The following is an 11,863-nucleotide window of genomic DNA, read 5'->3' as shown; positions in this document are numbered from 1 at the left end:
AGCGCCACGGACTTCGTTGATGCGGTACGACGACTCCTCAACTGGAAGCACCTGCGCGTCGTAAGAGGAGGCGACGAGATCGAGCTCGTTCGCTCGGACCACGAGACCGGTGCCGCACGATGAGCACCGATGCACCCGGTGCGGTGACGTGGACGCCGACCGAGGCGGATATCGCGCGGGCGCGAATGACGGGCTTCATGCGGTGGCTGCGCGACGAGCGCGGGGTCGAGCTGACAACGTACCGCGAGTTGTGGCGCTGGTCAGTCGATGAGGTGTCCGCCTTCTGGGAGTGCATCGCACAGTACTTCGACCTGGTAGGCGATGGCTGGAGAAGTCCGGCACTCGCCGACGAGCGCATGCCCGGTGCGATCTGGTTCCCGGATGCCAGGCTGAACTTCGCAGAGAACGTGCTCCGCGCGGCGTCCGACCGCCACCGTCATCATGCGACCGCGATCCTCCACCTCACCGAGGACGACGACGAACGTCGCATCTCCTGGCGAGAGCTCGCCGAACAGGTCGGCGCGTTTGCGGACTGGCTGCGCTCTCGGGGTATCCGACCGAACGACCGCGTCGCCGCCGTACTGCCGAATGTGCCGGAGGCCATCATCGGTCTCCTCGGGTCCGCTGCTGTCGGAGCGGTGTGGACGATCAACTCGCCGGACCTGTCCGCCGAGGCGACACTCGGCCGTCTGCGCCAGCTCCAGCCGCGCATCCTCATCGCCGCCGACACCTATTCGTACAACGGCAAGCCGTTCGATGTCTCCGAGCGACTCGCCGAGATCGAAGGAGGGCTTCCCGGCCTCGAAGCCACGGTGATCATCGGGCAGGGGTCACGCGGTACGGATGCCATGGGACGCCCCCGCACTCGTTTCGACGAGATCGTCGAACGTGGCGTCGAGCCGAGGTTCGAGCGGGTTCCCTTCTCCCATCCGCTGTGGGTCCTCTTCTCCTCGGGGACCACGGGCGCGCCGAAGGGGATCGTGCACGGTCACGGCGGCATCCTCCTCGAAGCCGTCAAAGGCCCCGGGCTGAATCAGGACATGGGGCCGGACGACCGCTACTACGTCGCCGCCAACACCAGCTGGATGGTGTGGAACACCCTGGTGACCAACTTGGCGACGGGTGCGTCCGTGGTGACCTACTCGGGTTCGCCGACTTTCGGCGGCGCGGATCGCCAATTCCGGATCCTCGCCCGCACGGGAGCGACGATGTTCGCGACCGGCGCCGCATACCTTCAGGCGGCGGAACGGGCCGGGGTCAACCCACGGAGCACGGTCGATCTGTCTGCGCTCCGGTCGATCCTGTCGACGGGTTCGCCGCTGCCGGTATCGACCTGGTTGTGGGTGCACCGCGAGGTGAAACCAGATGTCCACCTCGGCTCCGACACCGGTGGGACCGACATCTGCAGCGGATTCATCGGCTCGAACCCCCTCGAGCCCGTGCACGCGGGCCATCTCCAGGGTCCCCTCTTGGGGGTGGCCGTCGAGGCGTGGGGCGAGGACGGCCAGCGCGTGATCGACGAGGTCGGTGACCTCGTCGTGCGTCGTCCCATGCCTTCGATGCCGCTCTTTCTCTGGGACGACCCCGGCGGCGAGAAGTATCGCTCCGCGTATTTCGACGTCTTCCCCGGCGTCTGGACGCAGGGAGATTGGATCACCGAGACCGCATCGGGCGAGTTCATCGTTCATGGCAGGTCTGATGCGACCCTGAACCGGCAGGGCGTCCGGATCGGGCCGAGTGACATCTACGCCGCCCTCAGGGACGTCCCCGAGATTCGCGATTCGCTCGTCATCGGCGTGGAACTGCCCGGCGGCGGCTACTACATGCCGCTGTTCATCCACCTCGCCGAAGGAGCGACGCTCGACAACGCGCTCTCGGCGCGGATCGCGTCGGTCATCCGCACGCGTGCCAGCGCAAGACACGTACCCGATGAGGTGCTTGCGGTCCCCGGGATCCCGGTGACCCACGCGAACAAGAAGCTGGAGGTTCCCATCAAGCGGCTCTTCTCCGGCCAACCGCTCGCACGAGCGGTGAACCTCGGGTCGATCGCGAACCCCGAGTCTGTCGCGTGGTTCGCGAACAGGGCGGCGCAGTTCCGCCGCACCCTCGCCGAGTAGTCGGAGTCGCGTAGAGCCTCGGGCCGGGTCAGCCCTGGGCGCGGCGGTTGGTACGCTTCGGGCCGCGGCCGACGATGTCGCCGACGCGCATGCCCGTGCGGGGCGCCGCGCCGCGCGGGTTGTGGGACGCACCCTGACCGCCGTGGCGGTGGCCGCCCTGGCCGGCCTTCTCGGTCTGACCGGCGCCGCGCTGTCCGCGCTGGCCCTGGCTCGGCTGCCCGTCCCGCGCGGCGCGCTTGCGCTGAGAGTTTGCTCCCTGCGAGCGTCCGCCGCCCTGCGAGCGTCCGCCGCCCCCCTGCTGAACGACCGGGCGCGGCTCGGGCTTGACGTACGCGGCCGTCTCGCCGACCAGCGTGGCGACCGCGTGCGAGTCATGCGCGACCGGGGTCGGCTTGACCGCGATAGCCGCCTTCTTGAGGAGCGAGACGGTATCGCCGCGCTGCGAGGGCAGCATGACGGTCACGACGTCACCGGCGCTGCCGGCACGGGCCGTGCGACCTGAACGGTGCAGGTACGCCTTGTGCTCCATCGGCGGGTCGACGTGCACCACGAGGGCGACGTCGTCGACGTGCACACCGCGGGCCGCGACATCCGTCGCCACCAGCACGCGCACCGAGCCGTCACCGAACGCGGCGAGGTTGCGATCGCGCTGCGGCTGCGAGAGGTTGCCGTGCAGGTCGACGGCGGGGATGCCGGCGTCGGTGAGCTGCTTGGCGAGCTTCTTCGCCTGGTGCTTCGTGCGGGTGAAGAGGATGCGGCGGCTGCGGCCCGACGCGAGGGTCGTGATGAGCTGGCGCTTCGTGTCGTTGTCGGCGGTCTCGAAGACATGGTGCGTCATCGCGGCGACGTGCGAGGTGGCTTCATCGACCGAGTGCAGCACTTCGTTCTGCAGGAAGCGGCGCACAAGCTTGTCGACGCCGTTGTCCAGGGTGGCCGAGAAGAGCAGGCGCTGACCGCCCTGGGGCGTCTTGTCGAGGATGCGCGTGACGACGGGAAGAAACCCGAGGTCCGCCATGTGGTCGGCCTCATCGAGCACGGTGATCTCCACGGCATCGAGGGTCACGAACCGCTGGTTCATGAGGTCCTCGAGGCGGCCGGGGCAGGCGACGACGATGTCGACGCCGGCGTTCAGCGCATCGACCTGACGCTTCTGGTTGATGCCGCCGTAGATCGTGGTGGTCTTGAGCCCGTACGCCGCGGCGAGGGGCTTGATGACCTCGTCGATCTGCGTGGCGAGCTCACGGGTCGGTGCGAGCACGAGCGCGAGCGGGCGGCCCGCACGGCGGCTTCCACCGGCGAGCTTGCCGCCGAGGCGCGCTACCAGCGGCAGCGCGAACGCGAGGGTCTTGCCGGAGCCGGTCTTTCCGCGGCCCAGCACATCGCGGCCCCCGAGCGTGTCGGGAAGCGTGTCGACCTGGATCGGAAACGGCTCGGCCTTGCCCTGTTCGGCGAGAACGCGCACGAGGGGTGCGGGCACGCCGAGGGCGGCGAACGACGGAATCGTCGTCGGGGCGCTGGAGGAAGAAGTGGTCATGTGGTGGTGCCTTTCGGGCAGGATCCACCGCACGCGCCGGACGGCGCGAAACATGCGGCGTTCGGGCGCGGCATCGCGGTGGGGATGAGGCGAAGGCGTCGGTCGACGCATCCGTTCGCCGTGAGAAGTATGCAGGAATCCGCTCGCTGAGCGAGGGCCTCATGGTGCGTTCTGACGACGCAAGGGAGCAGAAGAGCTCCGCAGGTATCTCCACTCTACCGCAACAGGCGCGCCGAGCCTGGCAGGGACCCGCACGCGAATGCCGCGCCCTCCCCCACGCAGCGGCATTCTCGTACGGGCGGCTCAGCCCAGCAGCATCGCGCGCCCCGGCTCGCGCAGGATGTCGCCGACGTCCACCAGGAACCGCGCGCCCTGCTCTCCATCGACCAGGCGGTGGTCGAACGACAGGCTGAGCGTCATCACCTCGCGCAGTGCGATCTCGCCGCGGTGCTCCCACGGCTGCCGGCGCACGGCGCCGAGTGCCAGGATGCCGGCCTCGCCCGGGTTGATGATCGGGGTGCCCGCCTCGACTCCGAACACGCCGACGTTCGTGATCGAAAACGTTCCGCCCGTCATGTCGGCGGGCTGCGTCTTTCCCGACCGTGCGGTCGCCGCGAGGGCGCCGATGGCGTCGGCGAGCTCGACCAGGTTCAGCCGATCGGCGTCCTTCACGTGCGGCACGACGAGTCCGCGCTCGGTGGCCGCCGCGATGCCGAGGTTCACATAGTGGTGCTGCACGATCTCCCCCGCCGCCTCGTCCCAGCTGGCGTTGAGGCCGGGCGTCCGGGTGATCGCGAGACACACGGCTTTGGCGGCGACCGCGAGCACGCCGATGCGGTGCTCGGCGAGCGACCTGTCCGATCGCAGCGACGCGATCAGCTCCATCGTCGGGGTCACATCGACCGTGAGGAAGGTCGTCACGTGCGGCGCCGTGAAGGCGCTTCGGACCATCGCCTCGGCGGTGAACTTGCGAACCCCCCGAATCGGGATGCGCGTCGTGCGGCCGGCATCGTCCCTCCGCGGCTCGCCCGCTGGCGGGCGTGCGGCGACGGCCGGATTGCTCGGCACGGGCGCTTCGACGCGGGCGGCGTATCCCTCCACATCGGCTCGGGTGATGAGGCCGGACTCGCCGGAACCGTTCACGAGCGCGAGATCGATGCCGAGGTCGCGCGCGAGCTTGCGCACCGGGGGGGTCGACCGCGGTCGCTCGAGCGCCACGTCGTGCGTGAGCTCCGTCTCCCGCAGCACGTCGTGGGGGGCGGCCTCGAGCACAGCGGTGTTGGTGACGGGCGCACCCGTTCGCCGTCCGCGGGCGCGTCGGACGGGACGACCGGGTGCCGCGGGTGCGGCGCCGTAGCCCACGAGGTTCGGCGGCGCCTGCTCGGCGGCCGGTGCCCGCTCGGCGGCGGGTGCCCGCTCGGCGGCCGGTGCCCCCTCGGCGGCGGCTGATGCCTGCTCGGCGGCGGGGGGCTGAGCGGGCGCGGCAGAATCACCGAGGTCGAAAGAGATGAGCGGTGCGCCGACGGCCACGACGTCGCCGGCGGCGGCGTGCAGGGCGGTGACGACACCGGCGTGCGGTGAGGGCAGCTCGACGACGGCCTTGGCCGTCTCCACCTCCGCGATCGTCTGGTTGAGCGCCACCGTGTCGCCGACCGCGACGAGCCAGGCGACCAGCTCGGCTTCGGGGAGCCCCTCACCGAGGTCGGGCAGGGTGAACTCCTCGATCACAGCGCACCCCCGTTCAGGGCCGCTCCGCGGCCGGGTTCGGGCATGCTCTGGTCCGTGAGCCCCGTCAGGCTGTTGGGGCGGTCGAGCGCGCGGTCCACGCCGTCGAGCACGCGGTCGAGATCTGGGATGTGGTGGTGCTCGATCTTCGCCGGCGGGTAGGGGATGTCGTGCCCGGTCACGCGCACCGGTGCGGACTCGAGATGGTTGAAGCAGCGCTCCGTGATGCTCGCGATGAGCTCGGCGCCCACGCCCGCCTCGCGTGCGGCCTCGTGCGTGACCACCACTCGGCCAGTCTTGCGGACGGACGCATCTATCGTGGCGTAGTCGACGGGCGAGATCGACCGCAGATCGATGACCTCGATCGAGGTGCCCTCGTCCTCGGCGGCGGCCGCGGCATCCATCGCCGTCTTGACCTGCCCGCCATAGGTGATGAGCGTGACGTCGGTGCCTTCGCGCATCACGCGGGCGACGTGCAGCGGCGGGGCATCGGCAAGGCTCGCGCCCAGGTCGACCTCGCCCTTGGCGTGGTAGAGGCGCTTGGGCTCGAAGTAGACCACGGGGTCATTCGATGCGATCGCCTGCCGCAGCATGACGTGCGCGTCCTGCGGGTTCGACACCGCGACCACGCGCAGCCCCGACGTGTGCACGAAGTACGCCTCCGGCGACTCCGAATGGTGCTCGGCCGCGCCCACTCCCCCGGCCCACGGGATGCGGATGGTGATGGGCATCTTCACATTGCCGCGCGTGCGGTAGTGCAGCTTCGCGACCTGGCACACGATCTGATCGAACGCCGGATAGACGAATCCATCGAACTGGATCTCGACGACGGGTCGGTAGCCCCGGTACGCGAGACCGACGGCCGTGCCCATGATGCCCGCCTCGGCGAGGGGCGTGTCGATCACGCGACGCGCCCCGAACTCGTCGATCAGCCCGTCGGTGACCCGGAAGACACCGCCCAGCCGGCCGACGTCCTCCCCCATCACCACGACCTTGGGGTCATCGAGCATCGCCTGCCGGAGGCCTTCGTTGATGGCCTTGACCATCGTCAGCTGAGTCATCGTCCCGCCCCCTCGGTGCCCGGCTCGGCCGCGCTGGGTTCGGTCGAAGCAAAGCCGTCGAGGTAGGCCGCGAACTCGGCGCGCTGCCGGTCGAGGCCGACGTGCGGCTCGGCGTAGACGTTGTCGAGCACGGCGAGCGGCGCGCGCGAGGTCAGAGCGAGGCACTGAGCGCGCAGCTCGGCGCCGACGCGATCGGCCTCGGACGCGACCGAGGCCGCGAACTGGTCGTCGAAACCGCCGACGGAGCGGAGGTACGACTCCAGGCGGGCTATGGGGTCGCGGCCCCGCCACACCTCGACGTCGTCCTTGCTGCGGTACCGCGACGGGTCATCCGCGGTGGTGTGCGGGCCCATGCGGTACGTGACGGCCTCGATGAAGGCCGGCCCGTTGCCCGCGCGCGCGTGGGCGAGGGCCCAGCGCATCGCACCGACGCACGCGAGCACGTCGTTGCCGTCGACCCGCATGCTCGGGATGCCGAAGCCGGGCGCCCTTCCGGCGATCGGGAACTTCGCCTGCACCGTGACGGGCTCCGAGATCGCCCACTGGTTGTTCTGGCAGACGAACACGACGGGCGCGCGGAACGACGAGGCGAAGATCATCGCCTCATTGACGTCGCCCTGGCTCGTGGCCCCGTCGCCGAAGTACGTCACCGCGACCTGATCGGTCTCGTCGTTCATGATGCCCATGGCATAGCCGACGGCGTGCAGCGTCTGTGCGCCGATGATGATCTGCCCGGCTGCGACGTTGATGTCATACGGGTTGAAAGTGGAGTGCTCCTCGCCGCGCCAGGCGCGGACGAAATCCACGAGCTCGGCGCCGCGCACGTAGTTGACGCCGATCTCCCGGTAGCTCGGGAAGATGAAGTCGTCGGAGCGCACGGCGTGCGCGGTGCCCACCTGGGCGGCCTCCTGGCCCTGGCATGGCGCCCAGAGAGCGAGCTGGCCCTGACGCTGCAGGGCGACACCCTCGATGTCGATGCGGCGGACGATGACCATGTCGCGGTACAGCCCCTGAAGCTCCGCAATGCCGACGTCGGCGATCCACGGGTCGAGGTCGGGGTCCGCGATGCGCTCCCCGTCGTACTCCAGAACGCGGGAGACGTCTTCCACGTCGATCGAGGGTTCTGCTGCGGGTGTCCGGGTGTGCGCCATCGCTCTACCTCCTTGATCGCGGTCCGCCCTCGTGGGGCCGACCCGACTCATCGCCGGCTTCGTCGCCGACACGTCAAGGGTACGTCGGTGGCGCACCTAGCTCAAGCATGCTGAATCGGGTTGAGCATGTTGCCAAATGAGGTCCCCTCGTTTCGTGCTATTGTTTCGCACTATGGCTTCCCTTGACCACGTCGACCTCGAGCTGCTCGCCGCGCTCTCCGGCGATCCCCGCGCCACCGTCGTCGCGCTCGCCGACCGGCTCGGCCTCTCCCGCAACACGGTGCAGGCACGCATGGCCCGGCTCGAGCGCGCGGGCGTGTTCCTCTCGTTCGAGCGGGCGATCTCGTCGAGCGCCCTGGGCTTCCCGCTCGAGGCGTTCATCAACGTCGAAGTGCGCCAGGTCGAGCTCCCCCGCATCACGCACGAGCTCACCCAGATCCCCGAGGTCGTGCAGGCCCACGGGCTCAGCGGCCAGGTCGATCTGCTCGCCCGGGTCGCGTGCCGCGACGCGCGTCATCTCTTCGACACCGACGCCCGCATTCTCGCGATCGAGGGCGTCGAGCGCACCGAGACCTCGCTCGTGATGGGCGAGGTCATCCCCTACCGGCTGGCGCCGCTCATGGAGCTGGCACGACGGGAACCCTAGCTGGTTCCCGGGATTCACCTGCCGACCCGGCATCCAGCCTTACGAGCACAACTCCCAGCAGGATCAGCGCCCCGCCCGCGAGCTGCACGCCCGTCGGCGCCTCGCCCAGCAGCAGCCACGCGAATCCGAGCGCGAAGAGCACCTCCGAAAGCCCGACGAACGACGCGATCCGCGATCCGACCCTCGGCACCGCCATCACGCCGAACGCGTATCCCGCGGTCGTGGCGATGGCAGCCACCCACAGGAGCGGCACGTACCAGGGCAGCGCGATGCCGGCGAGCGCGACGGTCACGTCCGGGGCGACGAACGGCAGGATGCCGGTGAGGCACAGCACCGCCATGAGGACGGCGCCGATCAGCAGTCCTCCCGAAGCGAGGGCCAGGGGCGGCAGTTCGTCGCCGGCGCGCTCGGCGATCAGGAAATACGCCGCGACGCACACCGCGGCGGCGAGGGCGAAGATCGTGCCGAGCAGGTCGAACTGCGCGCCCGAGATGTCGACGACGAGCACGAGACCCGCAATGGCCACGATCGACCCGGCGATCACGAGGCGGGACGGGGCGCGGCGGGTGCGCACCCACGCGAGGATGACGAGCAGGACGGGCGCGAGGTACTGGATGAGGAGGGCGATCGCCACCGGCATCCGCTGCATCGCCGCGAAGAAGAAGATCTGGCATCCCGCGACGGCCGTGAGGCCGAAGCCCAGGATGGGCCGCCAGTGGTGCCTCAGGAAGGCCGGTTGCCTGCGGATCGCGACGAGAAGCGCCGGTGCGAGCACGAGCCCTGCCACACCCATGCGCACCAGCAGCGCCGCGCCGAGCGACCAGCCCGCTTCGAGCAGTGGCTTGACGAGGGGGCCGCTCGAGGAGAACGCCAGCGCCGAGGCGACGGCCAGCACGATCCCCGACGTGCGGACCCGCGGCACCGCCGGGAGCCCGATCACCGGGACGGGTGCCGTGGGAACGACGGGAGTGGTCATGAGAGACATCCGACTGTCAGGAGCTAAGTGTGCTTACACTAGTGACACTACGTGATCCACTTGTCAGGAGTCAACATGGTCTTCATCCATGACACGCGCACGGCGCTGGAGGCGACCGTCGCGCTCGTCAACACCCATCCCGACACCGATCGCGATGCGCTCGACGGACTCACGACGCTGGCGGACCTCGACGCCTTCCTGAGCGATCACCCGTACACGGGGGATATCCGGCGGGACGATGCGGAGCTCCAGGGGCTCCGGGCGATCCGGCCACGGCTGCTGGCCCTCTGGGCGACCGATCGCGAGGGTGCGGTGCCACTCGTGAACGCGATGCTCCGCGACGGCAGTGCCCTCCCCCAGCTCGTCATCCACGACGGCTACGACTGGCACATCCACGCGACGCACGACGACGCGCCCCTCGCCACCCGCGTGCTCGTCGAGAGCGCGATGGCATTCGTCGACGTGATCCGCTCCGACCACTACGACCGCGTGCGCATCTGCGACGCCGACGACTGCTCAGGGGCGTACATCGACTACTCGCGCAACGGCTCCAAGCGCTACTGCGACTCGGGCAACTGCGGCAATCGCATGAACGTCAACGCGTACCGTCGCCGACGGGGCCGGCAAGAAACCGCGTGATCGCGGCTGCCGCCTCGACGGGCTTCTCATAGTGGATGAGGTGCCCGACGCCGGCGATCTCCACGAGCTGGGCGTTCGGGAAGACCCGGGCGAGCCGGCGCTGCACCTCGATCGGCGTGATGTCGTCGCAGTCAGCGGCGACGAGCAGCGTCGGCACCGCGATGCGTGCCGCGTACTCGCTCACATCGTGCGAGACGCTCGTGACGAAGGCATCGCGCAGAACGTCGCGATCGGCGAACCGCGAGAAGTAGGTGTCGTGCTGGTCGTGGATGAACCGGCGCAGCCGCCTGTCGCGCGTCTTCGCCATCGACACGCTCATGACGCGCACGATGATGCCGCTTCGCAGCACGACCGTCCCCGCGCGCGCGGGCAGCCGGGCCCCCGCCCAGTAGTAGAGGATCGCGAGTCGGGTCAGTAGTCCTCGGGGCCCCTCGAGGGCGGGCGCGCCGATGGGATTGACCAGGATCAGGCGTGGCGTCTCGAGCCCGGCCGCGACCGCCGCCGACGCGACGATCGACCCGAACGAGTGACCCAGGATGACGGCCCCAGGCGCCACGGCGGCGGCGAAGTCGCGCAGCCAGTCGGAGTAGGCCTCGATGTCGTGGGTGCGACCCGCCAGGGGCGCGGTCTCACCGAAGCCGGGCAGATCGGGCGAGACGATCCGGATGCCGCGGAGGAGCGCGACGACGGGTTCGAGGCCGTGGTGCTCACCCCGGAACCCGTGCACCGCGACGATGGTCTCGGTCGCGTCATCCGGCCCGTAGGTCCAGTACACGGTGGTGCCGCCCGCGACCCCGATCTCGTGCCTCGTCGACCGCAGCGCCTCCAGCGGCACCGTGGGATGCGGCACGGTGGCATGCGGCGCCGCGGACAGGGGCGCGGCGGACTGCGGGGCGGGCATCCATCGAGTCTACGGACGTGAGCTCCGGAGCGCCTCGAAGGCGATGTCGGCGGGCGCCCATAACGTGGGGGGCATGAGCACCTGGCGACCCGAGCCGTTGGCCCTCTTCGACACCCCGGCGTGGAGTCAAGTGGTGGGCGTGTTCGACCTCGAGACGACGGGCATCGACGTCACCGAGGATCGCATCGTCACCGCGCACGTCGGGCTGCTCGACTCTTCGGGCACGGTCATCCGCGCGCGCGACTGGATCGCCGACCCCGGCATCGAGATCCCCACCGGCGCCACGGCCGTGCACGGAATCACGACAGCCCGGGCACGCGCCGAGGGACGACCCGCCGGCGAGGTCATCGCCGAGGTAGCCGGCGCGCTCCGCGCCCTGTTCGCCGCGGGCATCCCCGTTGTGGCATACAACGCGCCCTACGACTTCTCCCTTCTCAAGTACGAGTCGCTGCGACACGGCATCCCGCCGATCGTCGACCCGTCCCCGGTCATCGACCCGCTTGTGGTCGACAAGACCTTTGATCGCTACCGCAAGGGCAAGCGCACCCTCGACGTCGTCGCGGCGCATTACGCGGTGCTGCTCGAGGGCGCGCACGATGCCTCCGCCGATGCGATCGCGGCGGGGCGGGTGGCTCAGGCGATCGCCCAGCGCTTCGCCGACGTCCTGCCCCCGACCGCCGATGAGCTGCACACGCGCCAGATCTCGTGGGCCCGGGCGCAGGCGGCGAGCCTCACCGAGTACTTCATCAGCATCGGCCGGCTCGACCCCGACGACGAGCTCGACGGCAGCTGGCCGATCCGCTAGCGCCCGCCTCGCACAGCGTGCGCGAGCGACGGTGGGCTGAAGTCACCGCCCAAGGGCGCTCTGGCAGACTGATGCCTCACGACCGCAGACGAAGGGCTCGGGGGATGCCACGCCGACGAAATGCTTCGCGAACTCGCCATGCTCAGGTTCCGGTAAGCCGATGGCGGCGCGCACTGACGGTTATCGGCGTTTCCGTGCTGGTGCTGGTCGTAAGCGCCGGAGGGGTCGGCGCCTTCATTGTCTGGCAGCTGAATCAGTCCTTCTCAGAAGACGCCTTCGCTGCCCCCGAAGGTGTCGTGGTGCCGCCA

The 11,863-nt window shown here is 69.8% G+C and carries 10 protein-coding genes; 4 read left to right on the top strand and 6 right to left on the bottom strand.

All coding sequences use genetic code 11. The features are described 5' to 3' along the window. The first annotated feature begins 119 nt into the window (after positions 1-119). Complete coding sequence (locus tag VNT50_RS05430; protein ID WP_325484082.1) at positions 120-2,117, top strand: acetoacetate--CoA ligase; 1,998 nt, start codon at positions 120-122, stop codon at positions 2,115-2,117. A 28-nt stretch (positions 2,118-2,145) separates the two neighbouring features. Here VNT50_RS05430 and VNT50_RS05425 read toward each other — a convergent pair whose 3' ends face one another. The 4 genes from VNT50_RS05425 to pdhA all read right to left on the bottom strand — a co-directional run bounded on the left by VNT50_RS05425 (position 2,146) and on the right by pdhA (position 7,588). Then, complete coding sequence (locus tag VNT50_RS05425) at positions 2,146-3,651, bottom strand: DEAD/DEAH box helicase (protein ID WP_325484081.1); 1,506 nt, start codon at positions 3,649-3,651, stop codon at positions 2,146-2,148. Positions 3,652-3,954: 303 nt separating this feature from the next. Further along, positions 3,955-5,379 (bottom strand): dihydrolipoamide acetyltransferase family protein, encoded by a 1,425-nt coding sequence (locus VNT50_RS05420; RefSeq protein ID WP_325484080.1) that lies wholly within the window; start codon positions 5,377-5,379, stop codon positions 3,955-3,957. Then, entirely contained in the window at positions 5,376-6,437 is a 1,062-nt protein-coding gene (locus tag VNT50_RS05415; protein WP_325484079.1) for an alpha-ketoacid dehydrogenase subunit beta, read from the bottom strand. Before VNT50_RS05415 ends, VNT50_RS05420 begins: the two co-directional genes overlap by 4 nt. Then, entirely contained in the window at positions 6,434-7,588 is a 1,155-nt protein-coding gene (gene pdhA / locus VNT50_RS05410; RefSeq protein WP_325484078.1) for a pyruvate dehydrogenase (acetyl-transferring) E1 component subunit alpha, read from the bottom strand. Before pdhA ends, VNT50_RS05415 begins: the two co-directional genes overlap by 4 nt. A 172-nt stretch (positions 7,589-7,760) precedes the next feature. Between pdhA and VNT50_RS05405 the strand changes: the two genes are divergently transcribed. Further along, on the top strand, positions 7,761-8,234 hold the full coding sequence (locus VNT50_RS05405; protein WP_325484077.1) for an Lrp/AsnC family transcriptional regulator: 474 nt from the start codon (positions 7,761-7,763) through the stop codon (positions 8,232-8,234). Here VNT50_RS05405 and VNT50_RS05400 read toward each other — a convergent pair. Next, on the bottom strand, positions 8,206-9,210 hold the full coding sequence (locus VNT50_RS05400; RefSeq protein WP_325484076.1) for an EamA family transporter: 1,005 nt from the start codon (positions 9,208-9,210) through the stop codon (positions 8,206-8,208). The two genes, VNT50_RS05405 and VNT50_RS05400, sit on opposite strands and share 29 nt — an antisense overlap. A gap of 75 nt (positions 9,211-9,285) precedes the next feature. Between VNT50_RS05400 and VNT50_RS05395 the strand changes: the two genes are divergently transcribed. Next, complete coding sequence (locus VNT50_RS05395) at positions 9,286-9,849, top strand: CGNR zinc finger domain-containing protein (protein WP_325484083.1); 564 nt, start codon at positions 9,286-9,288, stop codon at positions 9,847-9,849. Here the strand turns inward: VNT50_RS05395 and VNT50_RS05390 are convergent. Continuing rightward, positions 9,806-10,750, bottom strand: a complete 945-nt coding sequence (locus tag VNT50_RS05390) for an alpha/beta fold hydrolase (protein ID WP_325484075.1) — start codon at positions 10,748-10,750, stop codon at positions 9,806-9,808. The genes VNT50_RS05395 and VNT50_RS05390 overlap by 44 nt on opposite strands. 73 nt (positions 10,751-10,823) lie before the next feature. On the opposite strand from VNT50_RS05390, the gene VNT50_RS05385 reads away from it, so the two are divergent. After that, complete coding sequence (locus VNT50_RS05385) at positions 10,824-11,555, top strand: 3'-5' exonuclease (protein ID WP_325484074.1); 732 nt, start codon at positions 10,824-10,826, stop codon at positions 11,553-11,555. Positions 11,556-11,863: the final 308 nt, after the last annotated feature.

This window comes from Microbacterium sp. (assembly GCF_035554235.1).
Lineage (GTDB): Bacteria > Actinomycetota > Actinomycetes > Actinomycetales > Microbacteriaceae > Microbacterium.
Note: the sequence above shows the minus strand (reverse complement) of the source record. Positions and strands in the feature narration are given on the sequence as shown.